Here is a 20,660-nt window from a genome sequence, read left to right on the forward strand (position 1 = left end):
AGTCCAATCGCGGGTTTCAAATTCCTTATATTGGATTAAACCTATTTTTAATTGCTTCACTTAAAATATTTGGCCAAAACTTTTAAAAATTTTGGCCAAACACAATATCAAATCATTACTCTTCCCGAAGTTTGCTATGCTTTTTCCCATAAAAGAAATAAATGGCTAAACCAATGGCAAGCCATACTACTAAACGTATCCAGGTATCAGCAGGTAAAAATACCATCATGGCCACGCAAGTTAAAATTCCCAAAATTGGAATCACTGGAACCCAGGGAACCCTAAACGGACGTTTAGCTTCAGGATCTGTTTTGCGAAGTATTAATATGCCAACGCAAACCATTAAAAAAGCCAATAATGTTCCAATACTTGTCATTTCGCCAACAACATTCATAGGTACAAAAGCTGCGAATAAAGCTATAAAAATGCACAGGATGATGTTAGATTTCCATGGCGTTTTAAATTTTGAATGCACATCAGAAAACATCTTTGGAAGTAATCCATCTTTACTAATGGAGTAGAACATTCGTGACTGCGCCATCAAATCAATTAAAATTACTGAAGTATAGCCAATTAAAATCGCCAGTATAATCGCCTGACTTAACCAGCCATAAGGAGTTTTTTCGATGGCAATGGCAACTGGTGCACCACTGTTTGCAAACTCTTTGTAGTTGGCCAAACCCGTCATTACATGACCAAATAATCCAAACAAAACTGTACACACCAATAACGATCCAATAATCCCTATTGGTAAATCCCTTCCAGGATTTTTGGTTTCTTGTGCGGAAGCTGCAACTGCATCAAAACCAATAAAAACAAAGAAAACCAATCCCGCTCCACGCAAAATACCGCTCCAGCCAAACTGCCCGAATGTACCCGTGTTTTCTGGAATGTATGGATGGTAATTTGCAGGATCGATATACTGCCAACCGAGTGCAATGAAAACCAGAACCACACCCACTTTTAAAAATACGATGATTCCGTTTACGATTGCAGACCCTTTGGTTCCGCGGATTAAGATAGCTGTCATTAAAACTACCACCATTGCGGCTGGGATATTGATGATTCCGTTAACCGTAGAACCATCAGCAAGTTTTGCGGTTTCGAATGGAGAGAGTGTAAGTTGAGGAGGTAGATAAATTCCTAAACTCCCTAAAAACCGGGTTAAATACTGTGACCAGCTAATGGCAACTGTTGCGCAACCTACCGAATATTCGAGCACTAAATCCCAGCCTATAATCCAGGCAAAAAGCTCACCCATGGTAGCGTATGAATAGGTATACGCACTACCGGCAACGGGGATCATTGAGGCAAATTCTGCGTAACAAAGTGCAGCAAAACCACAACCCAAAGCTGCAATTACAAATGATAATGTTACTGCCGGACCAGAATGATTGGCGGCAGCTAAACCAGTAATGGAAAATAAGCCTGCTCCAAGGGTTAAACCAACACCAATTAAAATCAAATTAATTGGCCCTAAGGTTCTTTTCAGCGTTCCCTCGCCGCTTTCGTTTGCTTCAGCAACAATGCTGGCAATAGATTTTTTCATGAATGAAGTTATAATGTTACAAAATTATTAAAATATATTAATTCTATGGTATTTGTAGTGAATTGTTTGTGCTTAATTTTTTGCTGTTATATGTAGTGAATTTTAGGAGTTATGAATGGCGTATTGCCGAGAGTAGCGATCGCTTTAAGATTTCCACCTGTGTGGCATAACGGCATTTGCTGATCCGTCGTCATCCTCGCGTATGCGGGGATCCTAAAGCGATAGCGTGCAGACACCAAAATGATCTAATGCGATACGTTTTTACTGCGAACAAATAACAGCTAGTTTCTTACACATATCCAACCGATCTAAACCCGATAGAGCCAAATAGCGCCCAATTTTTCTTCCAAAATTGGGACTATAGGCGATAGCGGGAAGTTAGAAACCGAAGAATTTCTGTATTTGCTTTTCAAAAAAAACAGCATTATTTATTATGAATCACTCCCTTTAATACTGGCGATTAAAAATTAATTACCTTAAAATCAATTTGTTATAAATTAATTTAAATTTATTTTAGTACTATGTATTGCATAGTACAATATAAAACATATATCTTTGTATTATGATAGCAGAAAATACGCAAACACAAATGCGGAAGGGAATTCTGGAGTACTGTGTTTTATCAATCATCTCACGTGGCGAAATTTATGCCTCGGATATTATTGCTGAATTAAGGTCGGCAAAACTGTTGGTGGTTGAGGGCACATTATATCCATTACTAACCAGGCTTAAAAACAACGGTTTGTTAAGCTACAACTGGGTAGAATCTACCTCAGGCCCGCCCCGTAAATATTATACCTTAACCGAAGTTGGAAAGGATATTTTATCTCAATTAGATCAAACCTGGCAAGAATTGGCTTATGCTGTAGGTGTTTCACAAGAAGGAGCCAAATCATAATTTAAAAACGGAAATGGAAAAGACCATCATCATAAATATAGGAAACACGATTATTCACATTGAAGAAAGTGCCTACGAACTCTTAAAGGTTTATTTAAACGAAGTAAAACAACATTTCGTTAATCATGCCGACGATTTGGAAATTGTAACTGATATCGAAAACCGAATTGCCGAGTTGTTAACCGAGCAATTGGAAGCAGAGAAAAAGCAAGTTGTTGATGCCAATAACGTAAATGCTGTTATTGCTCAAATGGGGCGTGTACAGGATTTCGATGGTGCAGAAGAAAATGAAGAAGAGCCTGTAGTAACCAACAACTATCAATACCATGCAGAAAAAAAATTATACCGCGATATGGATGAGCGTGTAATTGCTGGTGTTTGTTCGGGCATAGCGCATTATGTTAATACCGAAGCAAAATGGATTCGCATTGCTGCTTTACTTTCACTGTTTTTAGGTGGTGCCGGCCTGTTAATATATGCAATCCTTTGGATTATTATGCCAAAAGCAAAATCGCGTATCGAAAGAATGGAAATGAAAGGTGAACCTGCCAACTTGCAAGGTTTTCAGAAAAATTTAGACGAAGAACTATTAGCTGTTAAAGAAGGTTTAGCTATTGCTGGCAAACACACCGGTTCTATATTTGGACAAATAGGCATATTTATTGGCGAATTTTTTGAATGGCTCGGTCGCTTTATTTCTGGTACCGGAAAAGTGATATTTAAGGTTATTGCAGGTTTTATTGTGTTATTTGGTGTGCTGTTTTTGCTGTCGCTAATCATTAGTTTTGCAGCATTTCAAGGGTTTTGGGATTCGAGTGTTTATGAATATTTCCCATTCTCTATTGTAGATGAAAGTAATAGAGGCATTATATTATTTAGTGCATTCATTGTATTTTTTGTGCCCGTTTTAGCACTTGTATTATTTTCTGTTCGTGTTGCTTTTAATAAACTGGCCATTAATAAAACCCTTTCTTTCGCTTTATTAATTATTTGGTTGGTTGGGGTTGCAATGGCAGGTTATCATGCAGCCAAAATATCTTCAGAATTTAAACAACATGCAGAATTAACTCAAACTTCGGATTTAAAATTGAACAAAACTTATGTAATTGATATCGACAGAAGCAAATATTTTAGTAAAGAAGATAGTATCAAATACCGCATTGATGCCAATGAAAGAAGACAAATTGTAACCGATGATTTTGAAAACGGACCTTTCATTATGCCAAATAATATCCGTATCGATATTGAGAAGAGCGCAACCGGTGCCACACGCCTAACACAGAAATATGAATCGCAAGGTAAAACCTTTCAAAGCGCTTTACAAAATGCACAGAATATAGATTACCGATATGCGCTAAAAGACTCGACCATTGTATTTAATCCGCGTTTTCAACTTCGTAAAGGAACCATTTGGAGAAATCAAGAAGTCCGCTTGAGGTTAGAAATTCCGGTTGGTACAAAGGTGATTTTGAAAGAAGATACGTACAGGTATTTAAATAATTATGGAACCTGGGAATGTGGCGATATCGAAAATGATAAAAACGATTACAGCACCTGGATTATGACTGAGGATGGTTTGAAATGCATTGCTCAATTAAAAGAGGAAGCTGTAAAAAATAAGAAACTGAGAAAGGAACTTATCGACCTGGAATTTTTGCAAAAAGATAGAACTGCGGATAGCATTTATCAAGATTCTGTATCAAACAGGATAAATGAGGTGAAAGAACAATTAGGTATAGATAAAGATTAAACCACTTGCGTTTTAATTTGCCCTAAAGGGATTAAGAGAAAATCATGAAAATATTATTAATGCTTATGGCATGCCTAATGGTATGTGGGGCTTCCTTTGCCCAAAATTTTCATAAAATTAAAGGGAAAATTGTTCATGAAAAAGCTGTGGGTGTGCCATTTGCAATTATCAGGGTGCTGAATCTTCCAGATACCAGCATGGTTAAAACTGTTTATTCCAATCAGGATGGCTTGTATGAAATAAGCGAATTAAAAAGTGGAAATTACCTGTTATCAATTTCGATGGTTGGTTATAAAGCAAAGAAAACTGAAAAATTCTCTCTGAATTCAGATTTAAAAATGCCAGATATCAGTATTGAGAGTTTAACAAAACAGCTGAAAGAAGTTAGTATTTCAGGAAAGAAGCCATTTATTGAGCATCAGATTGATAAAACTGTTTTAAATGTTGAAAATAGCATTACAGCAACCGGAGGAACGGCGCTTGAAGTTTTGGAAAAAGCACCCGGCGTACAGATCGATCGACAAAGTGATCAGATTAAATTGAATAATAAAACTGGGGTTTTAGTAATGATTGATGGCAAAACCAACTTTTTGTCAGGTGCTGATGTTACTGCTTTGCTCAGCAACATGAGTGCGGAGCAAATTTCGACGATTGAATTGATTACCAATCCATCATCAAAATACGATGCAGCAGGTAATGCAGGGATTATTAATATCAAACTGAAACGAAACAAAGCTTACGGCACAAATGGAACAGTTTCTTTTAATGGTGGGCAAGGGATTATGCCTGATTCGCCAACTGATTTATACCGGGCTGGTGTTAATTTAAATTTAAATCATCGCGAAGGAAAATGGAATATTTTCGGAAATGGCGCTATGGCCAGAAAATCAAATTTTAATAACACATATTTAAACCGAACTACTTTATCAAACGGTTTGGCAAGTTCTTTAACGCAAAACTTCGACCGGAAGAATAAGGGAATAGGTTTTCAGGGAAAACTGGGCACAGATTATTATGCATCTGATAAAACTGTTTTTGGTGTAATGTTGGATGCAAATACGGTTAAAACCAAACTTGATAATTTTAGCAAAACAAACATCAATGCAATACAAAATGGAACTTCAACCTTAAGCGCTATTTTACAAGATGCTTATTCTACTTCGCCAGCAAGTAACTTAACGGCAAATTTCAACATCAAACACGATTTTAATAAAAACGGGAAGAGCTTAACTTTTGATATGGATTATTCGGGCTTCAGCAACGAAAAAGAAGAGAATTTTCTTGCGAATTATTTGAATGCCGGAGGCAATTCTACCAACCAAACGAGTTTGCGAAATACCACAGATGCAAAAATTAATGTTTATGCAGCCAAAACAGATTTAACACTTCCACTTTCTAAATCCATGAAAATTGAAACAGGTTTAAAAAGTAGTTATGTTGTAACCAATAATGATTTTCTTTCAGAACAATTTCTATCGGGCGTTTGGCAAAATGATTTAGGAAAATCGAACAATTTCGTTTACAAAGAGAATATCAATGCAGCATATGCAAATTTCTTAAAAGAGTGGAAAATGTGGCAGATTCAGATTGGTTTAAGGGTCGAGCATACGCATTCAAATGGAAATTCAGTTACCGATAATAAAGAAGTTGATAGAAATTATCTATCATTATTTCCTACCACATTCTTGAACCAGAAAATAAGCGAGAACCACAATATCCGATATTCGTATAGCAGAAGAGTAGATCGTCCCAATTATCAACAACTAAATCCTTTTGTTTTTTATATGGATCCATTGGCGTTAGACCAGGGCAATCCGTATTTGAAGCCTCAGTTTACCAATAATTTCGAAATCAATTATAGTTACAAACAAGCATCTTTAACGTTAGGTTATTCTGATACCCGAGACATGATTACCCAAATCAGTCAGCAAAATGATGAAACAAGGGTAATCAATGTAATCCGTCAGAATTTAGGACGCTTTCAAAATTTTTCGGCTGGTGTTTATGTACCTGTTAAAATTGCTAAATGGTGGAGTGTGCAAAATAACGCCAGTATCTATTACAGTAAATTCGAAGATGGCAATTTAGAAGGTGGGGCATACAGTGCAGGGCAGGCAGCAGTAAATTTGTTTAGTTCGCACTCGTTTACTTTGCCTCAAAATTTTAGTGTAGAAATTAATTTCTGGCTAAACACACCACGGGTTTCGGGCGTAGAACGTACAACCATTACACAATATGCGTTTAATGCAGGCATTCAGAAAAGTATGCTAAATAAAAAACTTAAGCTTAGATTGAATATGGATGATATTTTCTTGACCAACTATTGGGCAGGAAGTTTGATTTATCAAAATGTAAACATGACTGTAACCAATCGCTACACCAGCCGAAGAGCAAATTTTAGCATTAGCTACGTTTTTGGAAACCAAAATGTAAAGTCGGCAAGATCTAGAAATACGGCTACAGAAGATATTAAAAATAGAGCAGGGTCTTAACTCTGCTTTGACGCCAAATTCAGAATCCCTTGATTATTAAATTATTGAACAATTAAATACGATCAACATGAAAATATTATTATATGCAACTGCAATTGTTTTGGCTTCATTTAGCTGTGGCTGCAAAATAGGAGGAGAAAATTTATCTCTAAAAACTGTAGATACCAGCACAACATTTAAGTTTACTGCAGAATTTGATGAAGCTAAAACCGATAAAATAGAAAAATATTTAGATAGCGCATTAAATAATGAACTTTCGCTTAATCAAAATATCGATTTGCTGATTAACTTAAGTGGTAATGATAAGTTTAATTTAAAAGCTAAAAAAGGTTGGTTGGAAATCGTTTTCGATAAGAGGAACAGTTCATCGGCGGGTTATATGAAAGTAAAGAAATTAACTGAAGGTATTCAGGGACAATTGACAGGGAGATAGTAACTGTTGAATGTTAAAGTGAAAATATTCTATTAAGAAATTGCTTTTCCGAAAAGGTCGGGAGTAACTACAGGTTTTCCTACAGATGCCTAACGCAGGCAAGCAAAATAGGGTAATAGTAATTTTGAAACTGTAACAGTTTGAGTAGAGTCATCTATTATATACTGAAGATTTATTTTAAATGCACAGCAGATAAATATATCATCTTATTCATTTAATATCTTTCTATAAGTTTCTGCTTTTTTAAAAATGTAAGCGTCTGCGCCTGTGGGATAAGGCTTACCTTTTGGTCCAGCGAAAACAGCATTCTGATGCGTTTTTTTATCGTATTTTGATTCATAAACAAATAGCCACAAATTAATATGTTCGAGAAGATCTAATAATTCTTGTGGCATTTCTGCAAGTAAGTGCGATTGGGTCATGATGATTTTCTTAATCTCCAAATTATTAGGATACCAAATGCTTTTCTCAATAAATTCTTTCTCTGCCACATCAGGACTGTTATTGGCAAAAAATCTTTTAAATTCTTGTTTGTTTACTTTTGATAGGATTTCAAGTGGTGCGAAAATTTTCTCCAGTTGCTCTCTTTTACTTGCCAGTAGCTTATTTCGTTTGTCGAAATATCTGTTAATCATTATGGCTAAAATGGCACCCAGAATACCTATGGTTCCCGGTATAATGATTGGTAAGAGTTTGTCCATTTTGAGATGAATTAAGTTTGATAGGTTGATTTTTTAATCGTAATTAACTAATATTTAGCATTTTATGATTAGTCGAATATAATCATTCAATTTTATTTGTGCAACCGAGTGATTCTGCTTATTCCTAACTATTCAATCCGTTACAAATTTTAGTCGCTTACTAAATTGATCATTCTTACCTTGCGTAAATCAAAATATGATGAGCATGAAAAAACTATTCCTATCCTTTTTATTTTCCCATTTATTACTGTTAACAGTCTTTGCCCAATCAAAACCAAACTTTTGGGATGATGTACAAACCATCAAAAAATACGATCAGATGTTTAAGCCGCCAGTTAATCCGGTTTTGTTTGTGGGCAGTTCATCAATAAGAAAGTGGGATGATTTAACGCAGGTTTTTGCGAAGTACAACGCCCTAAATAGAGGTATTGGTGGTGCTGTTACCAACGATATTACCTATTATCTGAATGATATTGTTTTTCCTTACAATCCACGCCAAATTGTTTTGTATGTCGGAGAGAATGATCTTCCTGATGAGAAAACTACAGCAGACAGTGTATTAAATAGAACAATTAAATTATTCAATTCCATCCGGGCAAAATTGCCTAATGTGCCAATTGTCTATATATCCATTAAACCAAGCCCAAGCAGGGATAAATTTAAAGATAAAGCCATTGCAGCCAATGCCTTAATCAAGAGATTTATAACTGAACAGATCAATGCGAAATACGTAGATATTTATCCCTTGATGCTGACCAAGGATGGAAAAAACCGTCCTGAATTGTTTGTGGGCGATATGTTGCATATGAATGCTGCGGGATATGCCATTTGGAAAAAAGCGGTTTCCCCTTATTTACTTAAAAAATAATCAAGATTATAACTAAATCAGGCGATGTTTTCATCGCCTTTTTTTTGATTTAAAATAAAATAAATCCACTAAAAACAGTTCAATTAATAAAAGATAATTGGTTAACTTCAACAATAAGAAAACTAACCAATTATCCCACATTTTGCAAGGCTTTAAACGTAATCTCCTCATCATGGCTACTATATTTATAGTGGTTGTCATTTTATCCCGTTGTATGAATCTTGCCGATCAGTTGCCGGAAGACATCCGGGGAGAAAATTATACTGGCGCTGCAACATGTGTTAAATGTCATCAGGATTTATCCAAATCCTTTGCACACAATCCACACGGCTTAACTTCTAAGCTTGTAGTTGATCAAAATTTATTATCCATTTTTGATCCCGATTCTAATACCTTTAAATTTAACCAAAATGAAAAAGTTGTTGTAGAAAAAAGACCTGGTGGCATTTTTCAGGTAGCCTATTCTAAAGACCATGAGGTGCAATCTCAACGTTTTGATGTGGCATTCGGGTCTGGAGAAAAAGCCTTCACGTACGGATATTGGAAAGGAAAAAAGTTATATGAGTTGCCATTGTCATATTTTCCTGCCATCAAAAACTGGGCAATTAGTCCAGGTTTTCCAAGTAATACTTATTACTATGAGCGAGGGATAACCAGCCGTTGTTTTGAATGCCACGGTTCTTATGTAGAAAAAAAACTGATTCAAAAGTCAACTTTTTCGGTAGATGAAGAGATGGAAAGAGGATCTGTAATTTATGGCATTGACTGCGAACGCTGCCACGGACCTGGAAAAGAACATGTTGTTTTTCATATGGAAAACCCGCAGGAAAAAAGCTCAAAATTTATAGCCATCTACAAAACCCTCACCAGAAAACAAAAAATGGATGCTTGCGGCGTATGCCATTCCGGCAACGCTCTTATGCAGCACAAGTCTGTTTTTGATTTTAAACCAGGTGATCATCTGGAAGATTATTATGAGCAAGATTTGGCGGGCTTCGGAGGCGGGAAACCTGATGTGCATGGAAACCAAACACCAATGTTAATGAATAGCGCTTGTTACCTAAAAAGCGAAAACATGACTTGTCAATCCTGCCATAATACCCACGAAAGTATAAAGGGAAATCTTGCTGTTTATTCTCAACGCTGTATGAGTTGCCACAAAACCACTAATCACAGCAAACAAACTTTATCAAAAGGCATGTTAACAGCCAACTGTATAGATTGCCACATGCCGAAAGAGCCATCAAAACTAATTTCCTTTCAAATGGCTGGTAAAGCTGAGGCCAACCCATACCTTTTACGTTCACATCATATCGCAATTTATTCAACCGGATCAAATTAAATCACATTTACATCATTTTGTAATTCGTACATTTGGAAACATCTTAAATTCAGATTCGTTTAGCATGTCGATAAAACACTATTTGCTCATATTCCTTTTACTCATTTCAAGCTCAACCCTTTTTGCACAAAATAAATTCACCTTAAGTGGTACCATCCGCGATGCGAGTTCTGGTGAAACACTTATTGGTGCTACGATTAAAATTACAGGCGCAACTTCTGCAGGTACACTCACTAATAATTATGGATATTTTGCACTCACCCAGCCCGAAGGAAACTATACCGTAACCATTAGCTACACAGGTTTTGCATCAGTTGTAAAAAATATAAGTCTAATTAAGGATACTAAGCTTAATGAAGAATTAAAAGCGGCAAACGATTTGGCCGAAGTAACAGTGAGTGCCAACAATCGCAAGAATGAAAATGTAAAAAGTGCACAAATGGGTTTAGAACGGATTGATATGAAATCCTTGAATTCTATTCCAGTTTTGCTGGGCGAAAAAGACGTTTTGAAAACCATTCAACTCTTGCCTGGTGTAAAATCGGGCGGCGAAGGCAATACAGGTTTCTATGTTCGTGGTGGTGCGGCCGATCAAAATTTGATTATTTTGGATGAAGCCGTAGTTTACAATTCTTCTCATCTTTTGGGTTTCTTTTCTACTTTCAATGCTGATGCCATAAAAGATGTTAGCTTATACAAAGGTGGCATGCCTGCACAATATGGCGGTCGGTTATCTTCTGTTCTGGATGTAAAAATGGATGATGGTAACAATAAAGATTTTAAGTTTCAAGGCGGTATTGGTCTAATCGCTTCGCGGTTAAAAGCCGAAGGACCAATTGTAAAAGATAAAGGTTCTTTTATGGTGAGTTTTAGGAGAACTTATATTGATTTGTTTTTAAGGGCTTCGCCAGATTCATCTATAAATGGAAGTACCCTCAATTTTTACGATATCAATGCCAAAGCCAATTACAAAATCAACGATAAAAACACCATTTATATTTCGGGCTATTTTGGTAAAGATAATATTGGCGTTAAAGATCTTTTTGAAAATAACTGGGGAAATGTAACCACCACCGTTCGTTTAAACCACATTTTTAACGATCGGTTATTTTCCAATACCTCATTAATATATAATAACTACAATTATACGGTGAGGCTTTTGAACGATGTTACCAATTTCAAAGCCACCTCATTGGTACGGGATTTTAATTTTAAAGAAGATTTTCAGTATTTCAGCAATAAACACACTTTGAGATTTGGTTTGAATGCCACGCATCATCGCATTTCACCAATAGATATTACCACCACACAAGAATCACAAGTTAATCCGCTTACGCAAGAAAAACGCTATGGATTAGAAAGTGCCATTTATGTTTCTGATGAGTGGGCGGTAACCGAAAAACTAAATCTGTTGTACGGACTTAGGTTGGCTGCCTTCTCACTTTTAGGTCCGGGGAATTTTGGCACCTATGATCCTGCTGGCAACATTTTATCATCTGATAAGGTAGAAAGCGGTAAATTTTATAAAAATTATTTAAACCTCGAGCCTCGTTTTTCTTTGAGTTATTTATTTAATGAAGAAAATTCTGTTAAGGCTTCCTACAATCGAAATACACAGAATATTCACATTTTAACCAACGCTACGTCGAGCTCTCCAACTGATCAGTATGTATTAAGTAGCAATAATATTAAGCCAGAAATAGCCGATCAGGTTGCTGTTGGGTATTTCCGAAATTTCGAGGAAAATAATTATGAATTCTCCGGAGAAGTGTATTACAAATGGATGCAAAATCAAATTGATTACCGGGATGCTGCTGAGCTATTAGGCAATTCGAATGTAGAATCGGAGCTTTTATATGGAACAGGTAGAGCTTATGGATTGGAGTTATTCTTCAAAAAGAAATTCGGAAAATTGAACGGTTGGGTAGGCTATACTTTATCAAGAACGGAACGCAAATTTGCCGAATTAAATAATGGTAATTATTTTCCTGCCAGGCAAGATCGTACTCACGATGTATCGTTTGTAGGGATTTATAATTTGAACAAACGCTGGACTTTTTCTTCAAGTTTAATTTACAGCACAGGAAATGCAGTTACTTATCCTGCGGGAAAATATGTAATTGGAGGACAAACAGTATATTATTACACTCAGAGAAATGCAGGTAGGATGCCTTATAACATGCGTTTGGATTTGAGCGCAACGCTTGAGGGTAGAAACAGAGGCAGATTTCAATCAAGCTGGAACTTTGGGGTATATAATGCACTGGGTAGAAAAAATCCATACTCTGTTGAATTTATTAACGATCCGAATGATCCAAGTAGAACTGTGGCAGAACAAACATCGCTGTTTGGTATTATCCCATCAGTAACATGGAACTTTAAATTTTAAAATCATGAAGAAATTAATTTTATATACAGCTGCTTTGGGTTTATGCTTCTCCTCTTGTAAAAAGATTATTGAAGTTGATACCTATAATGCAGAAGCGCAAATTGTTATTGAGGGAAAAATTACTGACCAGTTGATTGATCAAGAGATTGTGATCAGTAAAACTGTTGGTTATGATGAGAAAGGAATTTACCCTAAGTTATCGGGAGCAATTGTAACAGTAACTGATGATAGGGGAAGCCGATATACTTTTAGGGAAAGAACACCAGGGGTATATGTGCAAGCTATGCGTGGGATTTCTGGCAATACCTACAGCCTAAATGTAAGTGTAGAAGGTAAAACTTATACGGCAAGATCAAAAATGCCTAACCGTGTAAAATTAGATTCGATAGGTGTGGTAACCAATTCTTTTTTTGGAAATGAGCGTAAAACAGCAGCAGCTTATTTGGTCGACCCGGTAAATGAAACTAATTTTTATCACTTCAATCTCTATGTAAATAATCTTTTTTCGAGAAGAGTTTATGTGAATAATGATCGGTTAACCAATGGAAATAAACTGCGGATCCAGCTTTTTTACGAATCTGATGATGACAACGATGATGGATTGAAATCGGGAGATAAAATTAGTGTGGAAGCAGAAAGTATTGACTCTAATATTTTTGATTATTGGTATACGCTAAGCCAACAATCTGGAAGAGGGCCCAACCAAGGTACAACACCTGCAAATCCTCCTTCAAATATTTCTAACAATGCATTGGGATATTTTAGTGCGCATACTTATCAAAAACTGAGTATGAATGTTAAATAAGCGATAATATTTTTATTTAAAAACTCCTATAAATCTTTGCTGTTAGTTAATAATGAAAGTATTTATTAGCGGAAACATTGCTCCGGTTGCTTTAAAACAATTGGAAGAAAGTAATATTTCTATCACCCAATGGAAAGAAAATAGACAAATCACCCAGGAAGAATTAATTGAAGCCTGCAAAGATCAGGATGGGTTAATAAGCGTGGGACCGAATAAAATCAACGCTGATTTTTTAAACGCCTGCAGCCATTTAAAAATAGTTGCACTACATTCGGTTGGTTTTGATCAGGTTGATGTGGAAACTGCAAAGAAGCTTAACATCCCAATCGGCAATACGCCCGGTGTTTTAAGTGCCGCAACTGCCGAAACCGCGTTTCTTTTAATGATAGCTGTTTCAAGAAAAGCATTTTTCTCCTACAGAAAAATTATTGAAGGCAAATGGGAGAAATATGAACCTGCACCTGAATTAGGTATAGAGATTAGTGGAAAAACCCTTGGTGTTTTTGGCCTCGGTAAAATTGGTTTAGAAATGGCAAAAAAATGTGTCGCTGCCTACAACATGAAAATCATTTACCATAACCGATCGCGAAATGAGGATGCCGAAAAAGAAGTAAATGCAAGTTACGTTTCATTCGATGAGCTATTGGCACAAAGTGATGTGTTAACGGTGCATACCGCTTTAACCGAAGAAACCAAAGAAAAATTTTCGATTGATGCCTTTAAAAAGATGAAGCCAAACTCCATCTTCATCAATACAGCTCGAGGTGGTATTCACAATGAACAGGATTTAACACAAGCATTGGAAGAAAAAATGATTTGGGGAGCAGGTTTAGATGTTACCAATCCCGAACCGATGGATAAAAATAATCCGCTATTATTGATGGAAAACGTAGCAATTTTACCACACATTGGTTCTGCTACAGAAGAAACCAGGGCTGCAATGGCCGGACTAATCGTAGAAAACGTTCTTGCTGGTTTAAAAGGGGAGAAGATTCCTTATCCTATTTATTAAAAAAAACGGGCGCTGGTATTTAAATCAGCGCCCGTTTAACTATGCTTAAATTTACTTTACCAAATACTTCATTACCGATCTGCCTAAGTTTCCATTTGCATCAATACCCTCAATAATCACTTTATATTGTCCTTTACCATCGGCATTATAAAACTCGATTGACGAATTTCCCGTTGCATCGGTTACAATTTTTGGATTCCAATAGATAGTGGTGCGCAAATCATTTCTGTTCATATTTGCAGAAACATCGTAACGTGGCGAATAAAATTCTTTTTCTTTGTTATATCCTTGCGGAGAAAATGTTAGCTCATAATTTTTTGGCAACATATCCAAAAGTTGGGCCTTCGATATTTTTTGCCCTTTTGGCGCTTTTTTCTGGTTAATTACGATAACGCCATTTACATTATTAGCCCTGTTTACCAAACCCAATTGATCTCTTAAAAAAATCTCAATCGATTCAATTTCATTTGCATTTAAGGTATTGATTTGATTTACATCAACATTCATTCCGTTGATGAATATTCCCATAGGGATTCTGTTTCCTTGATTATAATCTCTACTTACATAGAAATTGTTATCCATAAAGGTTACGCCTGGCATCATCGTTTGTAAACAGTTAATAAGCAAATTACAGCCTTGTAACCTATCGCCGGTGATCTCATGATCTGCAATTTGGCTTAATCCACTTAAGGCTGGGTAATCTTTATGGCTCACCTTTGGTATTGTTGCTGCCTTAATGGTTACATCTTTTAAGGTATGAAGATATGCATACTGTCTTTTGCTATTATCAAGGTAGGTGGTTAATGCACTGTCGATATTCAAAACTTCTTCTGCAGCACTAAAATTTCTGGTTAAACCAGGCATGGGCGATCCGTTTAAGCTAATCGTCATGGCTTTATAGTTTACATTGTATTTAGCCGAGACAGTTACTTTTGATGAATCGTTTAATACTAAATTTTGGATTTTAAAATTTCCAACCGGGTCGGTAGTAACCTGCGAATTGAACCTTTTATCGGGAATGGTTACTAAAAGTACTCCCTTTCTTACCGGAATTCCATTATTCATTCTCAGTACACCCGTAAGGTCGATTCCCTGTTCTGGTAAAAAGCTAATTTTCGGTAATTTATTGCCTAAAATATCAGTGTATTTAAATGAACGATAACCCTGGGTGAGCAATAACACATCCAAATCAGCATTCTTTTTTGCGTCTGGTGCATTGAAATAATAATTTGGTTTTTCAATGTATCCTTTTAAATCGCTGCTTAGTAATAATCCTGTTAAAATGGTTGTTGCACCATCTTCACTTGATGGAACCTTACTTTCATCAACAACTGCGACAGAAAATGTACCTTCTATTGGTGCGCCATCTTTTTTAGCGGCAATATTCACTTTTACTTTTTTCTTAACACCCGATGTTGGTGTAGGCGTAGATAAAGCCAGGTTTAACGTGTTTTTGTTTTGTACAAAAACCAGGCGTTCACTTAATGGCTTTCCTGCATCTGTAAATAAGGTAAACTGTGCAATCCCCATTGGGAATTTAGATTTTAAAATCGTGGTGCTATATTCTTTTGTAGAAAGTGCTGTTTGTGCACCATAACAAACTACGCCTTTACTTTGCGCAATCAAATAAAATTTCTTGCCCTGGTTTTGCTCAAAAAAACGATCGTTTGAAAGAATTTTAACCGCGATATTTTCAGGATTACTGTTGTCTACACTTACTATAATGCCCGATTCGTTTACTGCTGGTAAGGGATAACTTTGAGTTGTTCCATCAGCAAAGGTAACACTGGCTTTATAGGTTTTTCCAGCTTCGGCAAGTAAATTAAAACTGCCCATTCCTAATCTTTGTGCGGTAAATGTTGCTACTTGTTTACCGTCATTATCAGTTACCGTACCTTTAGAATTAATACCTAATCCATCACTTTTAATGGCTTTAAAAGCTACTTTATTGTTGAGGCCAGCAATTAAGTTTCCTCCCTCTGGAAAGAGTTGAAAATCTTTAGTAACAATGGCATTTTCCAATTGAAAGCTATTGCTTACCAAATCTTTTTCTGTGGTATTAATTGATGTAATCAGTTCGCCTTTTTTAAGTTGGTATTCGGCTTTTTGGTTAGCACTCATTGCTATGGTCAGGTATCCATTGGCATCAGTTGTTCCCCGGCCTTTTGCAATAACGGTAAAGCTGGTTACTACTTGCCAACTCACGTTTTTGTTTGCGTAAGGTTTGTTATTGGCATCTTTGAATTGTATACGGGCATCAATTTTTTCCAGCTTATCTGTTGATGTATTTTTATAAGTGATATGTGTTTTAACTTCTTTGTCTATCGCTTCGCCTACAAAGAAAGTTTTGTTAAAATAGCTGGGGTCATCGAAATTCATCATCCACATGGTGTAAGCCCGAATGTGATAATTTCCTTGTTTATAATTTACCTGATCCAGCGGAAAGCTTCCATTTGCTACACCGCCTGCAATAGGTAATTTTAAGGTTTGAATGAGCGAATCTTTTTGATTAATCACATCAACATAAATGATTTTGCTTAATCCTGATAAGAAATTTTGATTTTCGGTAACATAAGCTTTAAACCAAACCGTATCAGCAATTGCATAGTAAGGTTTATCAAAATGTAGGTAAATTTTCTCGGCAGGATAATCGTTTAAAGCTTTGCTTGTTTTGGCTATTAGTGTATTTATGCTAACAGTATCGGTTTGTGCCGACGAAGATAAATTTAGTAATGATAGAATGGAGAGTATTAAAAACGATAATCTAAAAATCTTCATGAATTGGAAATTAAATACTGAACGGTAAATATATCCAATTAAAAATAGAGCGCCTAAATTGTATGCATCTTTAACATTTTTTTACATTGCATTCCACATTTTCAGGGCAAAAAAAAGCAAGCTACTTTTTAAAATAGCTTGCTCCGTTATACTTTTGGATGTGAATTTCTTAATTGTATTCGATTGCGAATTCGTTCAATGGTGTACGTACCTTTTTCAAGTTGGCCAACCAATCTCCTGCTTCATCTCTATAACCTAATGGTAATAAGGTTACGCTTTTTAAATGCTTTTCGCCTAAACCCAATAATTCATCCAGTTGTGCAGCGTTAAAGCCTTCCATTGGAGTAGCATCTACTTTTAAAGTTGCTGCCTCAGCAATTGCAATACCGAAAGCAATGTAAGCTTGCTTGGCCGCATGGTTAAAGTTTTCTTCTGCCGTTCTCGATAAAATCATTCCTTTCAGCTGATTTTTATAATCATCAGTTGTGTTTAGAGGTAAACCGCGTTCAGCATTCATTCTGTTAAAAACTGCATCAATGCCCTCTTCAGTATAATTCTCTTGTGCTGCAAAAACCAGTACGTGAGATGAATCAATAATCTGCGATTGGTTATAAGCTATCGGTGCGATTTTCTCTTTAAGCTCTTGATTTGTTATCACGATAATTTTAAATGGCTGTAAACCAGATGAAGTTGGTGCCAACAAAGCAGCTTGTATAATCTGATCTACCTTTTCTTGATCTACAGGTTGACCATTCATTTTTTTAACGGCATAACGCCAGTTCAGTGCATCTATTAAACTCATGGTGTTTTTCAATTTATGATCCAAATATCAGCATTACTATTTTTTGTATTGTTGATGTATGGTAAGAAAATAGGATCTCATTGTCTAGGTGAATTGGTCATCGGGTGAATGCTAGCGCTGTGGCAATATTCATCCGATGGCCGGAAACTAAAATGGATATTTTAAAATAATTGAATTATTTCGTAAATTTCAAATCACTTCTTACAGGAAAATGATCAGATAATTTAGCTTCAGTAATGTTGTAGTTTAATACTTCCAGTTCTTTAGAAGTAAGAATATAATCGATTTGAAAATTGGGAAATTTACCATTATAGGTTTTTCCCATACCAGATCCTTTTTTAATGAATGCATTATTTAAGTCTTCTGAAATCTGCGTTACCACGTAAGATGCTGGCGTATCATTAAAATCTCCTGCAATTAAATAAGGTGTTTTACAGGTTGCCATTTCTTTTTTCATTAGGTCTACCTGACCACTCCGTTTAAGAAATGCACTTTTAAGCATCCTCAAAATACGCTTCGAAGGCTGAATTTGAGTATTCATTTCTTTAACCTTATCTAAATATTCGTAATCCTGTTTTTCGAAAGAAATGGATTGGAAATGTACATTGTAAACCCTTAATATTTTTCCGTTAATATTTAAATCAGCATAAATACTCATGTTGCCATAATATTCATCAACGAAAGGTATTTTGCCACTATTTACTATCGGATATTTTGTGAAAATAGCTAATCCATAAGCTTCATAATCATTTTTATTGGTTGGAACGAAATAGAAATGTTTCAGTTTTAAAACCGCTTTCAGACTATCAATAATATCGAAATTACCTTTATACCGTGTGTAAAATTCTTGAAAGCAAATGATGTCAGGATTTTCATCTTTTACCACTTTGAGCATCTTCTCTTTTACTGATTCATCGTTTTCTCCGCCGTAAAGTTTAAAGGTATGAACATTATAAGTCATCATTCTGATGCTATTTTCCACTTTCTCCGGTCCGCCTTTATCGCCGCCAAATGAGAATGTTGCCTTTAGAGTTTTGAAACCAAAAGCAATTACAATAATGCTCACGATAGCAAAAACCCACTTTCTACTGATGCACCACCAAGCTAAAAAGATGATGTGGAAGAACAGTACATAAGGATAGGCTAGGCCAAAAAATGCAATTATAGCATGCTTGCGTGGATCCATATTGCCGGCAACAGTTCCAAGAATTAGTGCGATTGCCAATAAAATTGCAATGGGCAATAAAATCTTATCCAAGAAATTGTATTTCTTTTGCGCCATTAATCTTTGCTTGCTTTAAAGAGTTTTTCTTTTTCGGTAGCTGATAATTTATCGTAGCCAGATGATGATATTTTATCTAGAATGGCATCAATTTCCTGTTGAGAAACATCATTGAAAACTGGTTTTTTAGGTGTAGGTTTTTCGTGGTGAACAACTTTTAATTTAGGTTTACGTTCGAAAATTTTGCTCCAATCTTTACCACTTTGCAAACTTTTAATAAAGATAAAACCTAGAAGCGCACCACCAATATGTGCTAAATTTCCACCAGCATTGGCAGATGACAGACCCAAAAATGATAATAGAAAATATACAATGGCCACCCATTTAATTTTAACTTCGCCAAAAAGCAGCAACATAATACTGTAGTTTGGAACCAGAGTAGCCGTTGCCACAATAATCGCCATAACGGCAGCCGATGATCCGATTACGGTTCTGCCAACTATTCCATCTGCAAACGCCGGGATAATGTTTAAACCGGCAATGTAAATAAAGGCACCTACCAAACCGCCAGCAATGTAAACGAAATGAAACTGCCAGCTTTTTAAAAAGTTCATAAAAATGTTTCCGAACCAGAATAGCCCCAACATGTTAAACAACAAATGAAGAAAGCCATCGTGGAAAAACATATATGTAAAAATGGTATAAAACCGGGTAGGCAACGCAGAAATTAGTGCGGGTACACCAAAATAATCTCTTATCCACTCACCAATGATAAAATCGGTTCTACCTAAAAATAAGAATACGGCAATAATAGCGGTAACTAAAAAGATTATCACATTTATTCCAATGTATAAAAACATTGGATTGCCCGATTGAAAAATCTTAAACTTTAAATCTTTAACCGTATTATTCATAGTAAGTGTAAAAGTTTGTGTTTTTATCCTTCCAAATTTTAACCAGTATAAAGCCAATTAAAGCACCACCCAAGTGTGCGTAATGGGCAATAGAATCGCCTTCAAAACGGCTAACGCCTAAAAACAATTCTACCAAAATATAAAATGGGATGATATATTTCGCCTTAACAGGTACAGGGATAAACATGATATAAAGTTCTGCATTTGGATACAACATTCCAAAGGCAACTAACAAACCAAAAACAGCTCCAGATGCACCTAACATACCTCCGCCATATATTTGCATTATGGTATTGTAATCTGCCTGATTTTTAATTTGTTTTTCCCAACCTTCAAATAATGTAAAGTGCCCAATAATTTGATTGACCTCGATGGCCTGAACTGCCCATTGAAGCAACAGAGCACCTAAACCAGTAATTAAGTAAAAGATGAGAAATTTTTTGCCGCCCCACCTCGTTTCCAATAAACTTCCGAATGAGTAAAGTGCGAACATATTGAAAAATATGTGTGCAATGCCACCATGCATAAACATGTAGGTAATCACTTGCCATCCACCAAATTTCGGAGAATCGAAATAATAAACAGCTAGCATATCTTCTAAATTTATGGTAGAACTTAGAAAGTATGTGCCCACAAAAAAGAGAATGTTTATAATGAGTAGGTTTTTAACTATTGGTGGGATATATATGTTGTTCATTTATGTAT

At 35.9% G+C, this 20,660-nt stretch carries 16 protein-coding genes; 9 read left to right on the top strand and 7 right to left on the bottom strand.

Annotated elements, in window-relative coordinates; all coding sequences use genetic code 11:
* Positions 1-115: 115 nt before the first annotated feature.
* A complete protein-coding gene (locus tag LUA91_RS19880; RefSeq protein WP_231427863.1) occupies positions 116-1,549 on the bottom strand; it encodes an amino acid permease in 1,434 nt (477 codons plus the stop codon).
* Between the two features lie 562 nt (positions 1,550-2,111).
* Between LUA91_RS19880 and LUA91_RS19885 the strand changes: the two genes are divergently transcribed.
* The 4 genes from LUA91_RS19885 (at position 2,112) to LUA91_RS19900 (ending at position 7,122) form a co-directional block, all read left to right on the top strand.
* Positions 2,112-2,447, top strand: coding sequence for a PadR family transcriptional regulator (locus LUA91_RS19885; protein WP_116169228.1), 336 nt, complete (start codon positions 2,112-2,114; stop codon positions 2,445-2,447).
* A gap of 13 nt (positions 2,448-2,460) precedes the next feature.
* The gene (locus LUA91_RS19890) at positions 2,461-4,197 is read left to right on the top strand and encodes a PspC domain-containing protein (RefSeq protein ID WP_231427864.1); all 1,737 of its coding nucleotides are present in this window, start codon (positions 2,461-2,463) and stop codon (positions 4,195-4,197) included.
* Positions 4,198-4,241: 44 nt separating this feature from the next.
* Positions 4,242-6,689: an outer membrane beta-barrel family protein gene (locus tag LUA91_RS19895; protein ID WP_231427865.1), complete on the top strand. Its 2,448-nt coding sequence runs from the start codon at positions 4,242-4,244 to the stop codon at positions 6,687-6,689.
* A 67-nt stretch (positions 6,690-6,756) separates the two neighbouring features.
* Complete coding sequence (locus LUA91_RS19900) at positions 6,757-7,122, top strand: hypothetical protein (RefSeq protein ID WP_231427866.1); 366 nt, start codon at positions 6,757-6,759, stop codon at positions 7,120-7,122.
* Positions 7,123-7,328: 206 nt separating this feature from the next.
* Here the strand turns inward: LUA91_RS19900 and LUA91_RS19905 are convergent, their stop codons facing one another.
* The gene (locus LUA91_RS19905) at positions 7,329-7,823 is read right to left on the bottom strand and encodes a hypothetical protein (RefSeq protein WP_231427867.1); all 495 of its coding nucleotides are present in this window, start codon (positions 7,821-7,823) and stop codon (positions 7,329-7,331) included.
* Positions 7,824-8,028: 205 nt separating this feature from the next.
* On the opposite strand from LUA91_RS19905, the gene LUA91_RS19910 reads away from it, so the two are divergent.
* From LUA91_RS19910 to LUA91_RS19930, 5 genes are all read left to right on the top strand, one after another.
* Positions 8,029-8,691, top strand: coding sequence for a GDSL-type esterase/lipase family protein (locus LUA91_RS19910; protein WP_231427868.1), 663 nt, complete (start codon positions 8,029-8,031; stop codon positions 8,689-8,691).
* Positions 8,692-8,863: 172 nt separating this feature from the next.
* Positions 8,864-10,033, top strand: a complete 1,170-nt coding sequence (locus LUA91_RS19915) for a cytochrome c3 family protein (protein WP_231427869.1) — start codon at positions 8,864-8,866, stop codon at positions 10,031-10,033.
* A 64-nt stretch (positions 10,034-10,097) separates the two neighbouring features.
* The gene (locus LUA91_RS19920; RefSeq protein ID WP_231427870.1) at positions 10,098-12,422 is read left to right on the top strand and encodes a TonB-dependent receptor; all 2,325 of its coding nucleotides are present in this window, start codon (positions 10,098-10,100) and stop codon (positions 12,420-12,422) included.
* A gap of 4 nt (positions 12,423-12,426) precedes the next feature.
* Positions 12,427-13,227 (top strand): DUF4249 domain-containing protein, encoded by an 801-nt coding sequence (locus LUA91_RS19925; protein WP_231427871.1) that lies wholly within the window; start codon positions 12,427-12,429, stop codon positions 13,225-13,227.
* A gap of 52 nt (positions 13,228-13,279) precedes the next feature.
* Positions 13,280-14,239, top strand: a complete 960-nt coding sequence (locus tag LUA91_RS19930) for a D-glycerate dehydrogenase (protein WP_231427872.1) — start codon at positions 13,280-13,282, stop codon at positions 14,237-14,239.
* Between the two features lie 51 nt (positions 14,240-14,290).
* Here LUA91_RS19930 and LUA91_RS19935 read toward each other — a convergent pair whose 3' ends face one another.
* From LUA91_RS19935 to LUA91_RS19955, 5 genes are all read right to left on the bottom strand, one after another.
* Positions 14,291-17,017, bottom strand: a complete 2,727-nt coding sequence (locus tag LUA91_RS19935) for a carboxypeptidase regulatory-like domain-containing protein (RefSeq protein WP_231427873.1) — start codon at positions 17,015-17,017, stop codon at positions 14,291-14,293.
* A 169-nt stretch (positions 17,018-17,186) separates the two neighbouring features.
* The gene (locus LUA91_RS19940; RefSeq protein ID WP_231427874.1) at positions 17,187-17,819 is read right to left on the bottom strand and encodes an NAD(P)H-dependent oxidoreductase; all 633 of its coding nucleotides are present in this window, start codon (positions 17,817-17,819) and stop codon (positions 17,187-17,189) included.
* A 175-nt stretch (positions 17,820-17,994) separates the two neighbouring features.
* Positions 17,995-19,101 carry an endonuclease/exonuclease/phosphatase family protein gene (locus LUA91_RS19945; RefSeq protein ID WP_231427875.1) on the bottom strand — a complete coding sequence of 369 codons (1,107 nt, stop codon included), beginning with the start codon at positions 19,099-19,101 and terminating at the stop codon, positions 17,995-17,997.
* The gene (locus tag LUA91_RS19950; RefSeq protein WP_231427876.1) at positions 19,101-19,955 is read right to left on the bottom strand and encodes a rhomboid family intramembrane serine protease; all 855 of its coding nucleotides are present in this window, start codon (positions 19,953-19,955) and stop codon (positions 19,101-19,103) included. Before LUA91_RS19950 ends, LUA91_RS19945 begins: the two co-directional genes overlap by 1 nt.
* Positions 19,948-20,652: a rhomboid family intramembrane serine protease gene (locus LUA91_RS19955; RefSeq protein ID WP_231427877.1), complete on the bottom strand. Its 705-nt coding sequence runs from the start codon at positions 20,650-20,652 to the stop codon at positions 19,948-19,950. The genes LUA91_RS19950 and LUA91_RS19955 overlap by 8 nt, the downstream gene beginning before the upstream one ends.
* Positions 20,653-20,660: the final 8 nt, after the last annotated feature.

The sequence above is a fragment of the Pedobacter sp. Leaf250 genome (genome assembly GCF_920984735.1).
GTDB lineage: Bacteria > Bacteroidota > Bacteroidia > Sphingobacteriales > Sphingobacteriaceae > Pedobacter.

What these genes read in the sequence shown, in the direction of transcription:
- LUA91_RS19935 (WP_231427873.1), bottom strand. Translation starts at nt 17,017, where the DNA reads ATGAAGATTTTTAGATTATCGTTTTTAATACTCTCCATTCTATCATTA.
- LUA91_RS19910 (WP_231427868.1), top strand. Translation starts at nt 8,029, where the DNA reads ATGAAAAAACTATTCCTATCCTTTTTATTTTCCCATTTATTACTGTTA.
- LUA91_RS19890 (WP_231427864.1), top strand. Translation starts at nt 2,461, where the DNA reads ATGGAAAAGACCATCATCATAAATATAGGAAACACGATTATTCACATT.
- LUA91_RS19950 (WP_231427876.1), bottom strand. Translation starts at nt 19,955, where the DNA reads ATGAATAATACGGTTAAAGATTTAAAGTTTAAGATTTTTCAATCGGGC.
- LUA91_RS19920 (WP_231427870.1), top strand. Translation starts at nt 10,098, where the DNA reads ATGTCGATAAAACACTATTTGCTCATATTCCTTTTACTCATTTCAAGC.
- LUA91_RS19915 (WP_231427869.1), top strand. Translation starts at nt 8,864, where the DNA reads ATGGCTACTATATTTATAGTGGTTGTCATTTTATCCCGTTGTATGAAT.
- LUA91_RS19930 (WP_231427872.1), top strand. Translation starts at nt 13,280, where the DNA reads ATGAAAGTATTTATTAGCGGAAACATTGCTCCGGTTGCTTTAAAACAA.
- LUA91_RS19940 (WP_231427874.1), bottom strand. Translation starts at nt 17,819, where the DNA reads ATGAGTTTAATAGATGCACTGAACTGGCGTTATGCCGTTAAAAAAATG.
- LUA91_RS19900 (WP_231427866.1), top strand. Translation starts at nt 6,757, where the DNA reads ATGAAAATATTATTATATGCAACTGCAATTGTTTTGGCTTCATTTAGC.
- LUA91_RS19885 (WP_116169228.1), top strand. Translation starts at nt 2,112, where the DNA reads ATGATAGCAGAAAATACGCAAACACAAATGCGGAAGGGAATTCTGGAG.
- LUA91_RS19880 (WP_231427863.1), bottom strand. Translation starts at nt 1,549, where the DNA reads ATGAAAAAATCTATTGCCAGCATTGTTGCTGAAGCAAACGAAAGCGGC.
- LUA91_RS19925 (WP_231427871.1), top strand. Translation starts at nt 12,427, where the DNA reads ATGAAGAAATTAATTTTATATACAGCTGCTTTGGGTTTATGCTTCTCC.
- LUA91_RS19905 (WP_231427867.1), bottom strand. Translation starts at nt 7,823, where the DNA reads ATGGACAAACTCTTACCAATCATTATACCGGGAACCATAGGTATTCTG.
- LUA91_RS19945 (WP_231427875.1), bottom strand. Translation starts at nt 19,101, where the DNA reads ATGGCGCAAAAGAAATACAATTTCTTGGATAAGATTTTATTGCCCATT.
- LUA91_RS19955 (WP_231427877.1), bottom strand. Translation starts at nt 20,652, where the DNA reads ATGAACAACATATATATCCCACCAATAGTTAAAAACCTACTCATTATA.
- LUA91_RS19895 (WP_231427865.1), top strand. Translation starts at nt 4,242, where the DNA reads ATGAAAATATTATTAATGCTTATGGCATGCCTAATGGTATGTGGGGCT.